The organism is Desulfoluna sp. HI9BLuna, from assembly GCF_056829775.1.
On record NZ_CP186555.1, the window covers coordinates 4,232,007 to 4,250,394 of the forward strand.

General features: G+C 58.3%; 15 protein-coding genes and 1 riboswitch. Of the genes, 10 read left to right on the forward strand and 5 right to left on the reverse strand.

Annotated elements, in window-relative coordinates:
* Window positions 1-356 precede the first annotated feature (356 nt).
* Window positions 357-582: riboswitch (cobalamin riboswitch) on the forward strand.
* A gap of 293 nt (window positions 583-875) precedes the next feature.
* The 8 genes from thiC (at window position 876) to ACOYW0_RS17175 (ending at window position 11,720) form a co-directional block, all read left to right on the forward strand.
* On the forward strand, window positions 876-2,198 hold the full coding sequence (gene thiC / locus ACOYW0_RS17140; RefSeq protein ID WP_482415031.1) for a phosphomethylpyrimidine synthase ThiC: 1,323 nt from the start codon (window positions 876-878) through the stop codon (window positions 2,196-2,198).
* Window positions 2,199-2,459: 261 nt separating this feature from the next.
* Entirely contained in the window at window positions 2,460-3,527 is a 1,068-nt protein-coding gene (cobT, locus tag ACOYW0_RS17145; RefSeq protein ID WP_482415032.1) for a nicotinate-nucleotide--dimethylbenzimidazole phosphoribosyltransferase, read from the forward strand.
* A gap of 93 nt (window positions 3,528-3,620) precedes the next feature.
* Entirely contained in the window at window positions 3,621-4,619 is a 999-nt protein-coding gene (locus ACOYW0_RS17150; RefSeq protein WP_482415033.1) for a methyltransferase, read from the forward strand.
* A gap of 149 nt (window positions 4,620-4,768) precedes the next feature.
* Window positions 4,769-5,434, forward strand: a complete 666-nt coding sequence (locus ACOYW0_RS17155; RefSeq protein ID WP_482415034.1) for a S24 family peptidase — start codon at window positions 4,769-4,771, stop codon at window positions 5,432-5,434.
* A 179-nt stretch (window positions 5,435-5,613) separates the two neighbouring features.
* Window positions 5,614-6,810, forward strand: coding sequence for an LPS export ABC transporter permease LptF (gene lptF / locus ACOYW0_RS17160; protein ID WP_482415035.1), 1,197 nt, complete (start codon window positions 5,614-5,616; stop codon window positions 6,808-6,810).
* Window positions 6,807-7,883 (forward strand): LPS export ABC transporter permease LptG, encoded by a 1,077-nt coding sequence (lptG, locus tag ACOYW0_RS17165; RefSeq protein WP_482415036.1) that lies wholly within the window; start codon window positions 6,807-6,809, stop codon window positions 7,881-7,883. The genes lptF and lptG overlap by 4 nt, the downstream gene beginning before the upstream one ends.
* A 38-nt stretch (window positions 7,884-7,921) precedes the next feature.
* Window positions 7,922-9,013: a tetraacyldisaccharide 4'-kinase gene (gene lpxK, locus ACOYW0_RS17170; protein WP_482415037.1), complete on the forward strand. Its 1,092-nt coding sequence runs from the start codon at window positions 7,922-7,924 to the stop codon at window positions 9,011-9,013.
* A gap of 691 nt (window positions 9,014-9,704) precedes the next feature.
* Window positions 9,705-11,720 carry an LTA synthase family protein gene (locus ACOYW0_RS17175; protein ID WP_482415038.1) on the forward strand — a complete coding sequence of 672 codons (2,016 nt, stop codon included), beginning with the start codon at window positions 9,705-9,707 and terminating at the stop codon, window positions 11,718-11,720.
* An 88-nt stretch (window positions 11,721-11,808) separates the two neighbouring features.
* Here the strand turns inward: ACOYW0_RS17175 and hldE are convergent, their stop codons facing one another.
* The gene (hldE, locus tag ACOYW0_RS17180; protein ID WP_482415039.1) at window positions 11,809-13,263 is read right to left on the reverse strand and encodes a bifunctional D-glycero-beta-D-manno-heptose-7-phosphate kinase/D-glycero-beta-D-manno-heptose 1-phosphate adenylyltransferase HldE; all 1,455 of its coding nucleotides are present in this window, start codon (window positions 13,261-13,263) and stop codon (window positions 11,809-11,811) included.
* Between the two features lie 42 nt (window positions 13,264-13,305).
* Window positions 13,306-14,262, reverse strand: coding sequence for a GSU2086 family protein (locus ACOYW0_RS17185; RefSeq protein ID WP_482415040.1), 957 nt, complete (start codon window positions 14,260-14,262; stop codon window positions 13,306-13,308).
* A 216-nt stretch (window positions 14,263-14,478) separates the two neighbouring features.
* Here ACOYW0_RS17185 and ACOYW0_RS17190 point away from each other — a divergent pair, with 216 nt between their 5' ends.
* Window positions 14,479-15,522, forward strand: a complete 1,044-nt coding sequence (locus ACOYW0_RS17190; protein ID WP_482415041.1) for a glycosyltransferase family 9 protein — start codon at window positions 14,479-14,481, stop codon at window positions 15,520-15,522.
* Here ACOYW0_RS17190 and ACOYW0_RS17195 read toward each other — a convergent pair.
* Together ACOYW0_RS17195 and ACOYW0_RS17200 are read right to left on the reverse strand one after the other, a co-directional pair.
* The gene (locus tag ACOYW0_RS17195) at window positions 15,506-16,180 is read right to left on the reverse strand and encodes a lipopolysaccharide kinase InaA family protein (RefSeq protein WP_482415042.1); all 675 of its coding nucleotides are present in this window, start codon (window positions 16,178-16,180) and stop codon (window positions 15,506-15,508) included. The genes ACOYW0_RS17190 and ACOYW0_RS17195 overlap by 17 nt on opposite strands.
* Complete coding sequence (locus tag ACOYW0_RS17200; RefSeq protein ID WP_482415043.1) at window positions 16,177-16,716, reverse strand: glycosyltransferase family 9 protein; 540 nt, start codon at window positions 16,714-16,716, stop codon at window positions 16,177-16,179. Before ACOYW0_RS17200 ends, ACOYW0_RS17195 begins: the two co-directional genes overlap by 4 nt.
* A gap of 115 nt (window positions 16,717-16,831) precedes the next feature.
* Here ACOYW0_RS17200 and ACOYW0_RS17205 point away from each other — a divergent pair, with 115 nt between their 5' ends.
* Window positions 16,832-17,137 (forward strand): hypothetical protein, encoded by a 306-nt coding sequence (locus ACOYW0_RS17205; protein ID WP_482415044.1) that lies wholly within the window; start codon window positions 16,832-16,834, stop codon window positions 17,135-17,137.
* 80 nt (window positions 17,138-17,217) lie between these two features.
* On the opposite strand, the gene ACOYW0_RS17210 is transcribed toward ACOYW0_RS17205, so the two are convergent.
* Window positions 17,218-17,967: a class I SAM-dependent methyltransferase gene (locus ACOYW0_RS17210; protein ID WP_482415045.1), complete on the reverse strand. Its 750-nt coding sequence runs from the start codon at window positions 17,965-17,967 to the stop codon at window positions 17,218-17,220.
* Window positions 17,968-18,388 lie beyond the last annotated feature (421 nt).

The window sequence follows — 18,388 nt, forward strand, 5'->3', positions numbered from 1 at the left end:
CAACATTGTAAAATAAAGGCCAAATGGAGTTGTGAAGGAACATGGGGCGGCGAGATTGGAATCCCTTTTGGGGGAGTCGTAAAATTTGGGATGCCTATTGGTATGCCCTGAAACAGCCGGTACATTTAAGGTGCTCGAATAAAGTGAAAGAATGCGTAAAAACAGTCTTGCCAACTATCTGAAATCTTAGATAATGTTTCTTAAACGTTCTCTTTGGACGAATGCTTTTTTAAGGCCCTGATGGGCAAAGCGCATCCTCACGCCGCCTTCAAGGTGCTTTTCGCTACCCTTGTCGTCGGAGTTTTTTCCCCTTGACGCCCTTTGCCGGTTTCGTGTAGAGGATGGACAGTACCCGGTAACAGGGTACACATTCAATTTGTCATACGGTGTCATGCAAACGGAACTACGGTGAAAATCCGTGACGGTCCCGCCGCTGTAACCGGGTGGCCCGGCGCAGGTTGGTTTCTCCTCATCATGTGAAGAGATGCCAGCGGTCACTGCCTCTCCTGAAGGGGGGCGGGAAGGCGCGTCGGGAGCTCTTACCCCGGAAGTCAGAAGACGTGCATGAGACTCACGTGACCGAGTTCGATGGCAAAGGGCTCTGAGGTATATCTATGTACCTCAGAGCCCTTTTTTTATTGCCTGAAATCGGTGCGTTTCACCGGCACGGGTTGGTGCTGGTGGGAATGATCATGAAATTCCGGCGCTGTCTGTTTGTACTCCTTGCTTTCTTTCGACAGACGGATTTCATGGCGGCATCGGGTGATCTCCCGGGTGGAGCCGGGGCGCCGTCGGAGTCGGTGGCCGAACGAATCATGGTGGCGGTACTTTATATTTATGAGCCCGCCGATATGCTTGTAAGGAGAAGAGATACAATGGCTGTAGACAAGACCCAGATTGAATTGGCCCGGGAGGGCGTGGTTTCCCCCCAGATGCAGCAGGTTGCCGAAAAAGAGGGGCATGCCCCCGAGGTCATCCGTGACCTGGTGGCCAAAGGGGAGATCGTTATCCCCAACAACCCCAAGCACAAAGGCCCTGCCGTGGGCATCGGTACCGGCCTCCGTACCAAGGTAAACGCCTCCATCGGGACCAGCTCCGATATCTGCGACATCAAGAGCGAGATCGAAAAAGCCCTGGCCGCAGAGGAAGAGGGCGCCGATACCCTCATGGAACTCTCCGCCGGGGGGGACCTGGACCTTGTCCGCCGCGAGGTGCTGGCAGCCACCAACCTTCCCCTGGGCAACGTGCCCCTTTATCAGGCCTTCAAGGAGACCGGGCGCAAGTATCAGGATCCCTCCAAGCTCGACCCCGAATACCTTTTCGATCTCATTGAGCAGCAGCTCGACGACGGCCTCTCCTTCATGGCCATCCACTGCGGCATCAACCAGTACACCATTGAGCGCCTCCGCGCCCAGGGATTCCGGTATGGCGGTCTTGCCTCCAAGGGCGGCACCTTCATGGTGGCCTGGATGGACGCCACCAAGCGTGAAAACCCCCTTTACGAGCAGTTCGACCGCGTCTGTGCCCTCATGAAAAAATACGACGCCGTGCTTTCCCTTGGCAACGGAATCCGTGCAGGTGCCATCCACGACAGCCACGACCGCGCCCAGATGGCCGAGATGATCATCAACTGCGAGCTGGCCGAGCTAGGTCGCGAGATGGGCTGCCAGATGATGGTGGAAGGCCCCGGCCATGTGCCCCTGGATGAGATCGAGGGCAACATCATGCTTGAAAAGCGTATGAGCGGCAACGCCCCCTACTACGTCCTCGGCCCCATCCCCTGCGACACCGGCGCCGGGTACGATCACATCACTGCGGCCATTGGCGCGGCCAGCTCCGCCCGTTTCGGCGCAGACCTTATCTGCTACATCACCCCCGCCGAGCACCTGGCCCTGCCCACGGTTCAGGATGTGCGTGAGGGCGTGCGCGCCACCCGCCTTGCCACCCGCATCGGAGATATCGCCAAGTACCCCAACCGCCGCGAAACCGAGAAGCTGGCTGCCATGGCCCGTCGCGAGATGCGCTGGGACGATCTGGAAAAACACCTCCTTTTCCCGGAGGTGGCCAAGTCCATCCGTGCAGAGCGCACCCCCGAGCAGGAAGACACCTGCACCATGTGCGGTGACTTCTGCGCCATGAAAAAAGGGATGGAGGTTTTCCAGCCCGACATCAAAGGCGACAAGATCTACAAGGGGTAACCCAGGTTCGCGAATGCTCCAACCCTCGTACCTCGGGTTGTCGCATTCGCTGACGGGCTGTGCCCGTGATCAACGGTACGGGTTATTGACGTGTAGCCATTCAGCTTACAATGCCTCCGGTGGTCCTGCCGGAGGCAAGTTGAATCGTTACAAAGACGATTTGTTACGAACGACCATTTTGGTCCCCATGGTGCCATGTCTCCAACCACTGGCATCATGGGGGCGCATGTTTTGACTGGATTGATTGAGGAGGGGTTCTGAATGACATTGCTCGAAAAGACCATCGGTTCCATTGTGGGGATCGATCGCGGGATTGAGACGCTTGCCCTTGCCCGCCTGGCCGACCAGGCGCGGCCCCAGGGGAGTCTTGGGGTGCTGGAACCCCTGTCCGCCCGCCTTGCAGCCATTGCCGGTAAAATCGATGTGAAGCTCGAAAAGAAGGTGGTGGTGACCTGTGCCGGAGACCACGGCGTGGTGGAGGAGGGTGTGAGCCTGTTTCCCCAGGAGGTCACCGAGCAGATGGTCCACAACTTCGTGATCAAGGGCGCCTCCATCAACGTGCTGGCCAAGCACGCCGGGGCCGAGTCCCTGGCGGCCGACATCGGCGTCAAGGCCGATTTTGATCCGTCTCTTCCCATCATCCATAAAAAGGTGGCCAGGGGCACCGAGAACTTTACCAAAGGGCCTGCCATGACCCGCGAGCAGGCTGTGGCAGCCATTGAGGCCGGCATTGAGATTGTGAACGAACTCGTGGCCGAAGGCGGGCTGGACATGCTCGGCACCGGGGACATGGGGATCGGCAACACCACCCCCTCCACGGCCATTATCGCCGTGCTCTCCGGGGAAAAGGTGGAAGACCTTACCGGGCGGGGCACGGGCATCAACGATGAGGCCCTTCAGCGCAAAATCGACGTGATCAAAAAAGGGATCGAGGTGAACAAGCCCGACCCCAAGGATCCCGTGGATGTGTTGGCCAAGGTGGGCGGCTACGAAATCGGCGCCCTGGCAGGGCTTGTCCTGGGGGCTGCGGCCCACGGCGTCCCGGTGGTGTGCGACGGGTTCATCTCCACGGCAGGGGCCCTGATTGCAGGGGATCTGGCCCCCACGGCCAAGGAGTACCTCTTTGCCAGCCATCGTTCGGTGGAGGTGGGGCACACCTTCATGCATGATCACCTGGGCGTGGATCCCCTCCTGGACCTGGGCTTTCGCCTGGGCGAGGGCACAGGGGCGGCCCTGACCATGGAGCTCCTGGACGCCTCCACCCGCATCCTGGCCGATGTGCTTACCTTCGACGAGGTGGCCATCAAGGATCCCCACACCAAAGGGTAATGTTATTTTTGTAACCGGTTGTGATACGATGCCCCTGCATGACGCCATGCAGGGGTATTTTTGTATGTGATTTTTGGAGAATGGATGGGTGAGATGACACCGTATTTGAAGTTCAAAAACGTGCTCACGGGGTATCGCCAGTATCGGTTGCTTGAGGCAGCCTTTGACGCCGGGGTGTTCGAGATCGTGGGCGCTGAACCTGTGACGGCAGAGGAACTCTGCCGCAAGGTGGGGTGGGACCCATCCTTGGGGGCCCGTGCCCTTGCGGCCTTGTGTGTATTGGGGCTTCTGGAAGAGACCCCGCGGGGGATCAGGGTCTCCGAGGAAGGGGCGCTTTTCTTCGGGGCAGATGCGCCCCATCCCATGGCCGGTACCCTGGCCTTTGAAAAACGGCTCTACGACTCCTGGGCTCTCCTGGGAAAGACCCTGGAGCAAGGCGAACGTATCTACGCCGCATCGGAGAAGAGCGAGGCAGAGTACAAAAAAGACCTGGCCCAGTACATCGAGGCCATGGATGAGGCAGCCCGCATCCGGGCGGCTGAGCTCTGGCAGGTGGTGAGGCCGGACAACGAGCAGGGCCTTTTTGTGGAGCTGGGTTTTGGCTCCGGGGCTTACAGTCTTGCCTTTTTGGAACGGCACCCAGGCTGGAGAGGCTCCCTTGCCGACCTGGATGATGTGGTGGGGATTTTTGGCGAGACCAAGGCGAGCCATTCCGCCTTTGACCGAGTGACCCTTTCCTGCGTCAACCTGCTGGATGAGAGCTGGGACCTGGCCGCCTGTGAAGGGGCCGATCTTCTTCTGCTCTCCAACCTGGTGCACTGCCAGGGGGACGAGGAGACCCTGGGGATCGTGCGGCGTGCTGCCGGGCTTCTGGCCCAGGGCGGCACCCTGGTGGTCCATGATTTTTACCGGGACCGGGGCGAGGCAGGAGGCATGTACGACCTTCACATGATGCTGAACACCTACAACGGGAAAGTGTACACCACCGGCGAGATGCGGGCCATGGTCGAGGCGGCCGGGCTTGTTTTTGCCGGGGACCTTGCCCTGCCGTCGGGATCCTGCGCTGTTCTGGCACGAAAATGTGAGCCCTGAAACCCTTTACAACCCGTCATCCTCTGGCTATGATTCGGGCATTCTTACGTCACACGTGCAGGCTTTGGGAAGCCCCGGGGCCGTGCGTCGACAATGGTCCTTGGACCGGCGGGGTGCAAGGGCGCCCCGGGCGGTGAAAGAGTGGGATTATGAAGTGGAACAGAGACGTGTTTCTCCATAATCTGGAGGAACTGGTTGCGCGGGAGTGGGGCGGGCGCCTGGGTGAGCTGGATCGCACCGTGGGCCTGACCGGTGCCTTTGAATCATGGAAAAGCGGCACATCCCCCACCATTGATGCCATTTTCAGGATCTGCCAGGCCTTGGACTGCGATATTACCTGGCTTTTGAACGGGTACACCGGGGGAGAGGGCGCCGGCATGGTCAACGCCCTGGTCTACATCCCCAAGTACCGTGCCACCTTGTCCGGCGGCGGCGGTTCCTTTGAGACCACGGCCGAGGTGCTTGAGACCTGTCCCTTTGGCGAAATATGGCTTCGGAAAAAGGGCAACCCCTCGTCCCTGGTGCTGTTTGATGTGGCCGGTGATTCCATGGCCCCCATGATTTTAAGCGGGGATACCGTCATGGTGGACCGTTCCCGAACAGGGGAGGATGGCCGGTTTAAAGGGGGCATTTTTGCCTTTCGCGAAGGCGACGCCATTAAGGTCAAGCGACTTTATACGGAAGGGGCTGCCGTGCGTGTGCTCTCCGACAACAAGGCCGAAGCCGTGGACTATCTGGCCGATCTGACCGGTTTTGAAGTGATCGGGGAGGTGGTCTGGGTGGCCCGGGATCTTTTGGGCATGCATGCGTCATGAACAGCAGCCCGCCTCCGGCGTGAATTGATCTATAGCAAAGCTTCCGCCTTTGGCTTCACAGCCGAATCCGCTTCAATAAACCGAATGAGCCTTTGAAACCTGTTTATCAAACTTTTCAAAAGTTTGGCCTCCGGCAGGGCCGCCGAAGGCGCGTTTTTGTCTTTTTATACCAGTGATAGGTGACCTCCATTACCATTATCAATCGCTACATTCTGAAAGAGCTGCTGCAGCCTTTTTTACTGTGCCTGGGCTTTCTCAGCCTTGTCTTTCTCCTGACCAAAATTATCGACATCACCGACCTGGTGGTGAATTATCGGGCGAGTCTTTCCACGGTTCTTGCCATGGTGGGCTACACCCTTCCTGTAATGATGCAGTACACCCTGCCCATGTCCGTGATGATGGCGGTGCTGCTGACCCTCTTACGCATGTCCGCCGACCGGGAGATTGTCGCCATCAAGGCAGGCGGCGCCGGGCTTTCCGCCATCCTGTACCCGGTGGGGGCCTTTTGTGTGGTGGGGTCTCTGCTGACCCTGGGCGTGACGGTTTACGGTGTCCCCTGGGGGAACTACTCCTATAAAAAAATGGTGGTGAACATCGCCTCCGCCGGTGTGGACGCCTCCTTGAAAGAGGGCACCTTCAACACCAACTTCGACGGGGTGATGCTCTATGTGGAGCGCATCAACCCTGAGGACAAGAGCCTCCACGGTGTGTTTATCCGGGACACCCGGAACCCCGAAAGCGAGGTGGCCATCTCAGCCCCCAGGGGGGTGAGGTTTTTCTCCAAAGAGGCTGAAACACTGACCCTGCGCCTTTTTGACGGCGAGGTCAACCAGGTGAATCTGAAGAACCGGTCGGTCAATGCCATTGCCTTTTCCACCTACGACATCCGGGTCAATTTCGGCAAGCTCAGCTCCAAGAAGAAGCTGGGAAGCAAGGCCCGGGACGAAATGAGCCTGTCGGAGCTTTCCGCCCATATCGCATCGGAGAAGAAGGCGGGGCGCAATCCCGATACGGCCATCATGGAGCTCAACGAAAAATTTGCCCTGGCCCTGGCGGCCCTGACCCTGGGAATCCTCTCCATTCCCCTGGGGCTTCGGAGTGCTTTTTCCCGCAAGGGCTCGGGCATGGGGCTGGGTCTTGTCTGTTTTCTTCTTTATTATGTGATGCACGCATCGGGGTGGTCCCTGGGCAAGTCCGGGGCGGTTCCGCCGGAACTGGCCCTCTGGATGGGCAACGTGGTCATGGGAAGCGCGGGCCTGGTGTTTCTGGTGCGGGTCTCCCGGGAGAAGACCCTGGGGTTTGATGTTCTGGGTGGGTTGATTCTGTCGTGTGTACGCCGGGTCATCCGGCCCTTCCGGAAAGGAGGGCAATCATGAACATCATCCAGCGGTATGTTCTGAAACAGTTTTTCAAGTATTTTGCCATGATCCAGGTGGTGGTCTTCTTCCTGGTGGTGGCCATTGATTACCTTTCGTGGATCTCAAAGTTCCTCAGGGCGAACTACAACCTCTTGGACGGTGTGGGATTCGTGGTGATGAGGAACCTGGGGATCATCGTGATGATGACCCCGGTGTGTGCCCTGTTGTCCAGCGTGGTGCTCTTCGGGCTCATGCGGAGAAACAATGAAGTGGTGGCCCTCATGGGTGGTGGGATCAGCGCCTGGAAGCTGGTGAAGCCCCTGGCGTGGGCGGGCATCATCCTGACCCTCCTTGTGTTTACCCTGGCGGAAACCCTGGTCCCCGTCGCCTTGAACAAGGCCACCTATATCCGCATGGTGGAGATCAAAAAACGCAATATCCAGACCACCCACGGAAACAACATTTGGTTGCGGCACGGGCGGGAGATCATCTACATCAAGCATTACACCATCGCCACCAAGACCCTGTCCGGGGTCTCCATCACCCGGTTTGCCGATAACTCCTTTGTGCCCGTGCGCCGGGTGGACGCCGCCTCCGGGGTGTATACGGGCAGGGGCTGGTCCCTTAAGGATGCCATTGTCCAGGAACCCGTGGCATCCGGCGGGCAGCGGTCACAGTATGTGTCGGCCGCCATCGACATGGTGGGGGTGATGCCCGAGGACCTGGGCAGCGTGGTCAAACAGGCCCGGGAGATGAGTTTTTTCGACCTCTGGGAGTATATTCGGAAGATGGAAAAAGAGGGGTACGATGTCACCCGCTATCGGGTGGATTTTCACGCCAAGATGGCCTTCCCCCTGCTTTGCCTCATGATGGTGATGATCGGCTCCGGCATTGCCCTGACGCGGGAGCGTCATGAAGGGATTCCTGTGTCCGTGGGCATCGGCATATGCGCCGCCTTTCTCTTTTGGGTCTTCTACAGCCTCTGCCTCTCCCTGGGGTACGGCGAAATGCTGCCACCCTTTGTTGCCGCATGGGCCGCCGATGTGGTGTTCCTCTGCGGGGGCGGACTCCTGCTGCAGGACGTGGAGTGACGGGCACCTGGGTTTCGTAAAGGGAAATGAGTGATTGTATGGGGACTATGACGGATTACATTGAACGTGCCTTTGAAGACGATGGGCGGACCTCACCGTTTTCGCCCAAGTTTGCCCTTCTGGGGCTTTCCAAGGTGTACGGCGCCCTGGGTCGGGCCAAGCGGGCGGCCTATGAAAAGGGGCTGCTGGAGGAAAAACGCCTGCCGGCAAAGGTGGTGGCCATCGGCAACCTCACCGCCGGAGGCACGGGCAAGACACCCATGACCCTTTTTGCGGCCCGGTGGTTTCAACAGAAAGGGGCCGGGGTGGTCATCGTGAGCCGTGGGTATGGCGGGAGCCTTTCCAAAAGGGGGGCCGTGGTTTCCGACGGAGACGCTGTGTTTCTCTCCCCCCATGAGGCCGGTGATGAGCCGGTGATGATGGCCGAGCAGCTTCCCGGTGTGCCGGTGGTCATCGGCAGCGATCGGGTCGCGGCAGGCATGGAAGCCTGCGACCGGTTTCGGCCCGATGTGGTGATCCTGGACGACGCCTATCAGCATATCCGCCTGGCCCGGGACCTGAATATCCTCCTTGCCGACGGCAGCCGCCCCTTTGGAAACGGCCATGTCCTGCCGAGGGGACCCTTGCGTGAACCGCTGTCTGCCCTTTCCTGGGCCGACGCCGTTGTGCTGACCCGCGCAGGCCAAGGGGATGTCCATGGATTTTCAGGCCATCTGCCCGAGGAGTTGAGGGGCATGGTCGCTTCTCTGCCCGTGCTTTCGTCCACCCACCGGACCTCCCTTGTGGACGGCACGGGACGTCCCGTTAGCCCGGATGAACTGGGGCCGGTATTTCTCTTTTCCGGCATCGCCAAGAACCATGCCGTGGAAGAGGGGGCCGAAAAGCTCGGTGTGACCATTACCGGACGCTGTTTTTTTGGCGATCATCACTCCTACACCGAGGCGGAGGTCGCCGCCCTGGAGGCCCAGGCCAGGTCCTGTGGTGCCTCCGTTCTGCTTACCACGGACAAGGACAGGGTCAAGGTGCGAACCATGGCTTCCATGCCCCTTGCCACCATCATGGTTTCCATCGAATTCAATCAGGACCTTCCTGCCGTCACCGCCCTTTTAGAATCCCTGATTCGTCAATAAATACGGGTAGCGCTTTTTTTACGTCCGGCTTTGTTGGGAAATCCTTTTGCCCCGCATCCAGGCCATGATTTTTCAAAAAGCGCCCCGCTGAGGGAGACCTGAATCGGCACGGGGGCCGGATGCTTACAACGGTTCGATGTTGCTGTTTCCGGTCGTCTCTCTTCCTTTTGGGGTTCTCTTCGCACAGGTCCATCCGGGGTTAATCGCATGGCGAATACGCTTTCATGCTGTGAAAACCCCTTGTTGTGTGCTATGGACCTAGTTGACGATTCTATGTCAACGCCGGAGGGGAGTTCGTGTGGGAGCGGCTCCCCTTCGGCACCTTCCTCGGTTTTTCCTGTCTTTCCCCCTCCTTTTTTAATTCATCCCATGACCCATCCGTACGGCCTTTCCATCATCCCCAAGGGTGTCATAGCGTTTATGTGGATCCTGCGCAGCATATCTGTTTGGCAGAAGGCATTGTGGCTTTGTCAACCGATTTACAGGTGGCCGATGGGAACTGACAACGGAGAAATGGCTTTAATTCTGAGGGTAAATGTATTAAATAGGCCTCCGAATGATGATCCTGCCCCAGGGCTTTGGGCAGGATCATACAAAGAAATCGCGCCGAGATAACCGAAGTCTGCTGCTGCTTCTTACAAATAAGAGCGGAGCATGGAAATGTGTATCGGTGTGTTGCAGGAGACGTTGTATGCAGTACCCCAGGAAGTTGCGCCTGTCGTGGAAGGCGTTTTGTGTTGAGTTGCAGAAGGATATGAAGCTGCTTTTCTTGTTGATCCTTACCTTGCAACTTTATCGTCTGTTTGTCCTTGTGATGTTTCACGATGCCGTGGCTGGAAGCATCGGCCTGATAGACTACATCCTTGCTTTTTTCAGTGGCCTCCGGTTTGACGGCCGCGTGTCCGTGTTGATTCTGATCCCCACCTTTCTTACCTCGATTTTGTGTGCGTTTGCGGATGTCTCAAGGGGCGCTGCCGTGGTGCGGGCATGGATGGCCCGCATCGCCCTGCTGTTGAACGCAGTTGTCTTTTCGGTGAACTTCATGTTCGTCACCGAATACAAGGACACCTTTAACCAGTGGGTCTTCGGGGCGGTGTACGATGACTTTGGTGCTGTGATCAAGTCGGCGTGGACCAGCTACCCTGTGGTGACCATCACCGTGGCAACGGTTCTTTTTTATCTCTTGGCCCTGAAATGTGCCTTACGATTTATCAAGACACCTGTCTTTCCGGACGCCTGGTTCTCTTATCTTGGCAAATCTCTGCCCATGAAAACGGTGACCGTGGCCTGCATGCTTTGCATCGTGACCTTCTGCGGACGGGGGTCGGTTGTGAGCAGGCCGGTGCAGCTGAAGGATGCTTCCGTCACCCGGGATTCCTTTTTGAACCGCATGGTGCTGAACCCCTGGTCCGCACTTCGCTACACCGTAAAGCACCATAAGAAGGTGGCAAGCGCGGCCGGCCTTGAGGGCATTTTACCGGACGAAGATATGCAAGGGGCTGTGAGCTCCCTCTTTGGCGAAGCCCCCGGAAATTCCCTGGACGCTGCCATGGCCCGGACCAGCCGGGGGGCGGCAGCACAGCGGCCCAAGCATATTTTTTATTTTGTCATGGAGAGTATGGACAGCTGGTCCACCCTTGAGCGGTACCGCTCCCTGAACCTGATGCCTGAGCTGGCACGACTGGGGAAAGAGGGGATGCAGGTGCGATCCTTTATTTCCGCGAGCAGCGGGACCATGGTCTCCCTGTCCGCCATCATGACGGGGCTCCCCGATGTGGGAGTTATCACCAATTACCAGCCCGCAGCCCAGAAACCGTTTCCCACCTCCATGGCTCCTCAGTTCAAAGATTTGGGGTATGAGACCAACCTGTTTTACGGAGGCTATCTCTCCTGGCAGCGCCTTGAGGACTTCGCCCTGAACCAGGGGTTTGATGCGTGCTACGGCGGCAACCACATGGGCGATTGGCTCAAGGGCAACGAGTGGGGCGTGGATGACGGGGACCTCTTCGATTTTATCTTGAAACAGCTTGATAAAGAGACACCATCCTTTAACCTGATCCTCTCCACCTCCTACCATCCGCCTTACGATATAGACGTGTACGGCAAGGGCTTTCCTTTAAAGGCGATTCCCCCTGAACTTTCGGAGGTGTACGATGGAAAGATCCCCCTGGCCACCTTTGGTCACCTGTGGTACGCGGACCATGAGCTGGGGCGGTTTGTCCGGGCAGCGGAAAAGAGGTTTCCCCAGGCCCTGTTCGCCATTACAGGGGACCACTGGTCACGGAAATTTTTGAACGAACACCCATCCCTTTACGAGAGCCGCAGTGTCCCCTTTGTGCTGTACGGAAAAGAGGTTCTCAGCGGGGTTCCCATCCCCAAGCAGGTGGCAGGGAGTCACCTGGATATCATGCCGACTCTGCTCGATCTGGCGGCCCCAAAGGGTCATGCCTATCATAGCCTGGGCACCAGCATGCTGGACCCGGATCGCAGGCAGGTGGGCATCGGGCGGGGCATGATGGTGACCCCCGGGTACATGATCTCCGGCAGCCGTGTGGAGCATCTGCCCTACGCCGAGGAGGCCGAGGTTCCGGACACCGGCGAGGTGTCACGGCTTGTGCAGAGCTGGCGTGCCCTGGGGTGGTGGCGGATCATGAAAGGGGATGCCCTTCCGGCAAAGGCCAACACCATGGTCGGGTTGGCGCCCTGATCATGGTGACATGAGAACACAAAAGGCGACACGGATGACCGTGTCGCCTTTTTTTACGCCGTCTGTTGACCGTGATGGCTAAAGATTTTTACTGCTTGTCTAAAATACGCTGTTCAATCCCCGTGGTGCTGCGGCCCTCCATGAGGGGGACGAGTTCCACGCGGCCGCCGTAGCTCTCCACCACCTCTTTGCCCACCACCTCGTGGGGCTTGTAGTCCGCTCCTTTGACCAGGATATCGGGCTTTAACGCCCGGATCAGTTCAATGGGGGTGTCTTCGTCAAAGATCACAACAAGGTCCACGGAGGAGAGGGCGCTCAAGATGGCGCCGCGGTCCTCTTCACCCACGATGGGGCGACGGCTTCCCTTGAGCCTGCGTACGGACGCGTCGCTGTTGAGTCCCACCACCAGACGATCCCCCAGATTCCGGGACTTGTGGAGAATGTCCACGTGGCCGTGGTGGAGCAGGTCGAAGCAGCCGTTGGTAAAGACCACCTTGTCACCGTTGTCCTGCCAGCGGGCCACGGTGTGGGCGGCTGTTGACCGGTCGCAGGTCTTGATGAAATCCGATTTTTTCTTGTCGCTCTCTACCTGCTTGAGTTCGCCGATGGTGACAGGCCGGGTTCCCAGCTTACCCACCACAATGCCTGCGGCCGCATTGGCCAGGCGAGCGGATACGTCAAAGGGGAGTCCTGCGGCAACGGCTGCGGCCAGGGTGGCGATGACCGTGTCCCCGGCGCCGGAGACATCAAAGACCTCCCGGGCTTCGGTGGGGATGAACAAGGCGTCTTCAGCGCCTGCTTTGAGGCACATGCCGTCGGCCCCCCGGGTGAGGAGAAGGTTGGCCAGTCCGTAGGTGGTGCGGGTCTCTTCCACCTGATCGGTGACGGCCGCTTCGCTTGGGGTGAGGCGGTGGCCCACGACCAGTTCGAGCTCGCTGGTGTTGGGGGTGACGCAGGTGGCGCCGTGGTAGCGGTCCCAGTCGCTCCCCTTTGGGTCCACAAACACAGGAATCCCTTTGTCTGTGGCCATGCGGATCAGGGCCTGGCAGACGCCTTCGGTCTGCATCATCCCTTTGCCGTAGTCCGAGAGGATCAGGGCGTCGGCAGATTCCAGGGTTGAGCGGCAGGTTGCCAGGAGCTGCGCTTCATCGGTTTCGGAAAGGATGGCGGCAACCTCGCTGTCCAGTCGGAAGAGTTGCTGCTTTTGAGCCATGATGCGCGTTTTTGTTGTGGTGGGACGCTCTTTGGAAGCCACAAGGCCGTCCGTTGCGATGCCCATGTCTCGTGCAAGCCAGGTGACGCGCCTGCCTGTTTCGTCGTCTCCCAGGAGGCCCACCAGGGTGACCTGGCATCCCAATCCGGCCAGGTTGGCGGCCACATTGCCTGCGCCGCCTAAAATTTCGGTGGTCTCACCGGTTTTGACCACGGGGACCGGGGCCTCAGGTGAGATGCGTTCCACCTCGCCCCAGATGTATCGGTCCAGCATGACGTCGCCCACCACAAGGACGCGTGTGGTGCTGAAGGTATCGGTGTTGATGTGCATGGTGTGTCAGGTTTCCTTCGTTTGGGTGTACGTGCTCGGGCGCTACAGGCTACCGGCTTCGATCTCCATGATGGCAGAGGCCAGCAGGGGGATCATGATCTCATGGTGGCCTGTGATGGCATAGCCTTTGCCACCCGGCATGACGGGGCGGGAGACCACGTTGACGTGGGGCCGGTAATGTTGGATCATGTCGAAGTTTGCGGTGGTGAAGTGGGTGACCTTGTGTCCCAGGTTTCGGGCCACGGCCAGGGCTTTGAGGAACACTTCGGGCATGATGACGGCGCTGCCGAAGTTGAGGACCACCCCGCCGTCTCCAAGGTTGGAGACGCTGTGGGCAAAGATGCGAAAGTCCCTTAAGGAGGCTTCGCCGATGGCGGCTCCCTTGGCCGTGGGGTGCTGGTGGACAATGTCGGTACCCAGGGCCACGTGGAGAGTGTAGGGGATCCCCAACTCGTGGGTCCTGGCCAAAAGCGCCCGGCCCCTGTGGGGGGCGTCCTCTTCGATGAGCATGGCGCCTACGGCCTGGCCGAACCCTTCGGTGCCTTCAGCTGCCCGTTCCGCGGCGTTGTTGACCAGGGCGGCCGTGTCTTCGGCCATGCCGAAGGAGCCGTCTTCCAGCTGGGCGGCCACGTCTTCCGAGGTGTGGCCGAACCGGGCCAGCTCGGTGTCGTGGATCCCTGCCGCGCCGTTGGAGGCAAAGTGGGTGATGAATCCCTGCCGTGCAAGGTCGGCCAGGATGGGTGAGCAACCTGTCTTGATGACGTGCCCGCCGATCATGGCCATGACGGGTTTGCCCTTGGCTTTGGCTTCCACCACGGCACGGGCCACGGCCAGGAGGTCCCCTGCCTTTAAGATCCCGGGAAGGTTTTGGAAGAATCGGGCCATGGAGGTTCCCGCCTCGCAAGGGGTGCCCTCAAGGGAGGTGGTTACTTTGGAAGGACGCTGGGTGGCGGAGTAGGTCCGGACCTTGGTTATGTCTATCTCTTTGTATCGGGTCATGGTATCACAGAGTCGTTGTTTGGGTTATGGACACACGGGACGGCTGGTGTAGGGCTTCGTGTGAGGTGGCTTTTTTTGTGCATCAAGTCATATCACAGCGTTGCCCGGCAGTGGAAGGGGATTTTCCCTCTCCCATGGTTACCGAAAACATGGTCTTCCGGCAAGGGCAACACGGCCTTTTGAACCGGCGAGTTAAAACGTGGGAAGGATGTGGGAATGGATAAAATTCCGGCTAAAAAGATATGTGTGATTCGAACTTCGGCCCTGGGGGATGTGGTCCATGCCATGGCCCTGGTGGAGGCCCTGCGCCACGGATACCCGGACGCGGAGATCACTTGGGTGCTCCAGCCCCTGGCCTATGAGATGGTCAAGCATCAGGGGGCGGCAGATCACTATGTGCTCTTTGATCGCAAAGGAGGGCGCAAGCACTGGCAGGCGTTGCGGAAGCGGTTCAAGGACGAGGTGTATGACGTGGTCCTCATGCTCCAGGTGAGCATCAAGGCCAGCGCCATCTCCACCCTGATCAAGGGGCGGCTCAAACTGGGCTTTGATATGGACCGTTCCCGGGAGTGTCAGTGGCTCTTTTCCAACCGGCGCATTCCCAAGAAGACCCCGGGCCACGTTCAGGACCAGTTTTTTGAGTTTGCGGAGTACCTGGGTGTAACGGGTTACCCTGTGGCGTGGAATTTCGGGTTTACCGACGCCGAGCAGGAAGAGCGGGCAGCCTTTTTTGACGGCCTGGCGGCTCCGGCCGTTACCTTTGTGGTGGCTTCTTCCAGCCCCGACAAAGACTGGCCTGCGGACCGCTACGCTGAGGCTGTGGATCATGTGGCTCGAAAAGGCCTGGTTCCGGTTCTTACAGGTGGCCCTAGTCCGCGGGAGAAAGTCCTGGCAGATGAGATCAGCCGCCTGGCCGAAACAAAGCCCGTTATTGCGCTTCAAAACGGTATTCGGGATCTTCTCGTGGTGCTGTCGGGCTCCACGGTTGTGGTCTCTCCGGACACGGGACCCCTGCACATGGCCGTGGCTCTCAACGTACCCACCGTGAGTCTGTTCGGGTATTCCAACCCCAGGCGTTGCGGGCCCTACCGGCGCTTTCAGGAGCTTCTCATCGACCGGTTCACGGAATCTGCGGAAGAGAACGGGGCCAGGCGTTATTTTAAGACAGGGCGCATGGAGTACATCTCCGTATCCGATGTCACGGAAAAGATCGATCTGGCCCTTGAACGCTATGCCGGATCGGCTACAGACCGTCCATGATACGTATGAAATGATGGCTGAGGGTTTCGGGCAGGTTGTGCTTTTTCACGGCCCGGAGCCATCTTTTGACGTAGAGGTCAGCAAGCTCCTGCCTGGGACCGACCCCTTCCCGGGTCTTGTCGAAATCAATGAGAACGGGCAGGTCCCCTTCAGTGACGATGATGTTGCCCGGGTGCAGGTCCACATGGTGGATTCCCATATCGAGCAGGGCTTTCATCTGGGGGGCAAGGCGAACAAAGAGGGGCTCCAGCCGGTCTTCCGGGAGATGGGCTGTGGCCAGTGTGTGATCGTGGGGTACGGTCTCCATGAGAAGCCAGCAGCATCGAAGGATTTTGCCCGATTCAATGGTTCCCAGGGGAACAGGGGCCTTGACGGCCGTTCCTGCGAACCTTGCCAGAAGTTCACACTCCCGAGCGGCCCTGCTCTGTCCACACCCCATGTAAAATTTTCGATTGACCTTGCCCAGGAGCCCCCCCCTCAGGAAGGGCTTGATGGCCACATGCCTTCCGGCGATGCCGTCAATGAACTGCAGGGAGCCTCGCCCTCCCAGGGTCTTGGTGGTCTGCGCCAGGGTGTGGGGCAGGCGCTTTATAAGGCGGGCCGCTTCGTCGTGTGTGAGGGCAAGGGGGCTTGTGACAGTATAAGGGCCGATCTTCATGAGTGCTCCTCTGCCAGGAGGGTCTCCACGGCGGAGAGCACCTGCTGCGGGGTGATTTCCCGCATGCACGCTTCGGTGCCGTTGGGGCACTCCCGTTTCCCGTGTCGGCCGCAGGGGCGGCATGGAAGCTCTTTTTCCACCACAATGGCTCTGTTTTTCCAGGGCCCGAAGCCGAAGGCAGGGGTGGTGGAGCAGAAGATTGCCACGTTGGGCACCTTGAGGGCCGAGGCCATATGAAGGGCCATGCTGTCGTTGCAGATGATTACTGTCGCCCGGCTGGCAACCCAGATCATCTCACCGATGCCCGTCTTTCCTGCAAGGTTTATGGCCGGGATCCCTTGGGATGCCTGGCTGCAGGCCTCGGCTTCGGCTGGTCCGCCAGCCACCACAACGGAGAGCCCTTTGTCCAAGAGAGCCTTGGCAACCGCGCGGTAGCCTTCGGAGTGCCACATCTTGGTCTCCCAGGCGCTTCCCGGTACCATGAGGGCAAAGGGCAGGGGGCATGGCGCGTTTGAGGTCCTCGGAGATGTCAGCATCAGGGGGCGGGAAAAGGCGCATGTCGGCCTTCAAGGTGGTGATGTCGGCTTCGCCTTCAAGGATGGCAAGGTTTCTCAGTACGTCATGCACCGACGGGTCCCGTCGGAAGGTCCGATGGTAGAGAAAGCGTCCTTTGGCATTGGAAAAGCCGATGCGCTCCGGGATCCCTGCAAGGGCGAGCATCACACTGGTGCGGATGGATCGGTGAAGGGAGTAGACCCGGTCGAAACCCATGGCTTTCACCTGCGCCGCCATGGCCCGAAGGCCTTTGAGTCCTTTGGCGCTCTCTCGCTTGTCATAGGGAATGACCCCGGAGATCAGTGGGTCGTGGGCCACAAGATGGCTGGACAAGGGGGTGGTCATCATCCAAAGTTCCGCATCGGGATGGAGGCTTTTAATGCCTTCGATGACGGGCGTTGAGAGGATGGTGTCTCCCAAAAAACTGGTCTGGACAATCAGTATTTTCATATAAGGTCTGTTTCAGTGGTGTTCCGCGTAGGTCATTTGGGTGAGGTTGTTCCGTCCTCTTTTTTCTCGAAAACCAGAATGAGCGATCGGCTGAACAACAGGTTGTGCTGAAACATCCAGTTGGGGGATTTTGATGCCTTGCCACCGCTCCACCTGTTCCGGAATTTCGGCATCTGGAGCCACGCAAATCCCAGGAGCAGAATCGGAGAGAGCAGAGGGATCAGGATTTTTCGCTTGAACTTGTCTCCGTTTATACCTATGAGTTCAGCTCCGTGGCATGCGAACAGGTATTTTAGCTGAACGATACTCAAGGATGAAATATGGCCCCTGTCGATCTTTTCATGCTCAAGGGCGGGCTGGTTGGCGTAAGGCTCAAATTGGAAAAACGTCCCGGTAAAGAGGAACTGGAACCTGCTGTACAGGTTGTGGATATTGGGCAGGGAGATGATCACGCGTCCGTCTGACCGGCAGATTCTGCACAGCTCGGCAATGAGCCTGTTCGGTTCGATCACATGTTCGACCCCTTCCAAGCAGAGGATGGTATCGAAACGTTCATCCTCAAAAGGGAGGCTCGCTTCCATGTCGGCGTATACATAGTCCGGTTTTTCGGCGTTGATATCGGCACAGACGACGTTGTGGCCTGCTTGGGTGAGCTTTTGGGATAGAAGGCCATTTCCCGCAGGAATATCGAGGATATCTTGCTTTTCAGATCGTTTGACGACTTCATGGTACACCTTGGCCATGTACCCTGTGAAATTTTTAACGTGTGAGAATTTTTTCATTATGGTCGCTTTTTTTCGCGCAAGCGCGTAAGTGTCGATTACGGAAGATTGCTATAATTTTCGAGCTGAATATATAAACATTGTGGGAAAAAGTCCATTGAATATACGTATGATTTATCGTGAGCGAAGGTAATATCGTCATCTTGCCGGTGGCCTTCGGTAAACGGGAAACCCGGAATGAGAGCAATGAAGCGATATCCCATGACCGTATCAGGCAGGCGGGAAGGATCTTCAAACACCCGGTCTCTTGTTATGTTTTAAGACGTTCGGTTTATGGCGTTGTGACAGCCTCCAGGTTGTGATATCACTTTTCAAAAATACTACCCCGGGCTGTATGACGATTCAGGGGGGCGATGGATGCATCTTGTTTTCATTTCTGAGGAACGTCATGGCTACGCACGTAGCGGTAATTTTTATCCGT

Excerpts from the sequence above, each read along its gene's own strand:
- thiC (WP_482415031.1), top strand. The coding sequence starts at position 876 with ATGGCTGTAGACAAGACCCAGATTGAATTGGCCCGGGAGGGCGTGGTT.
- cobT (WP_482415032.1), top strand. The coding sequence starts at position 2,460 with ATGACATTGCTCGAAAAGACCATCGGTTCCATTGTGGGGATCGATCGC.
- ACOYW0_RS17150 (WP_482415033.1), top strand. The coding sequence starts at position 3,621 with ATGACACCGTATTTGAAGTTCAAAAACGTGCTCACGGGGTATCGCCAG.
- ACOYW0_RS17155 (WP_482415034.1), top strand. The coding sequence starts at position 4,769 with ATGAAGTGGAACAGAGACGTGTTTCTCCATAATCTGGAGGAACTGGTT.
- lptG (WP_482415036.1), top strand. The coding sequence starts at position 6,807 with ATGAACATCATCCAGCGGTATGTTCTGAAACAGTTTTTCAAGTATTTT.
- lpxK (WP_482415037.1), top strand. The coding sequence starts at position 7,922 with ATGGGGACTATGACGGATTACATTGAACGTGCCTTTGAAGACGATGGG.
- ACOYW0_RS17175 (WP_482415038.1), top strand. The coding sequence starts at position 9,705 with ATGCAGTACCCCAGGAAGTTGCGCCTGTCGTGGAAGGCGTTTTGTGTT.
- hldE (WP_482415039.1), bottom strand. The coding sequence starts at position 13,263 with ATGCACATCAACACCGATACCTTCAGCACCACACGCGTCCTTGTGGTG.
- ACOYW0_RS17185 (WP_482415040.1), bottom strand. The coding sequence starts at position 14,262 with ATGACCCGATACAAAGAGATAGACATAACCAAGGTCCGGACCTACTCC.
- ACOYW0_RS17190 (WP_482415041.1), top strand. The coding sequence starts at position 14,479 with ATGGATAAAATTCCGGCTAAAAAGATATGTGTGATTCGAACTTCGGCC.
- ACOYW0_RS17195 (WP_482415042.1), bottom strand. The coding sequence starts at position 16,180 with ATGAAGATCGGCCCTTATACTGTCACAAGCCCCCTTGCCCTCACACAC.
- ACOYW0_RS17200 (WP_482415043.1), bottom strand. The coding sequence starts at position 16,716 with ATGCTGACATCTCCGAGGACCTCAAACGCGCCATGCCCCCTGCCCTTT.
- ACOYW0_RS17205 (WP_482415044.1), top strand. The coding sequence starts at position 16,832 with ATGGTAGAGAAAGCGTCCTTTGGCATTGGAAAAGCCGATGCGCTCCGG.
- ACOYW0_RS17210 (WP_482415045.1), bottom strand. The coding sequence starts at position 17,967 with ATGAAAAAATTCTCACACGTTAAAAATTTCACAGGGTACATGGCCAAG.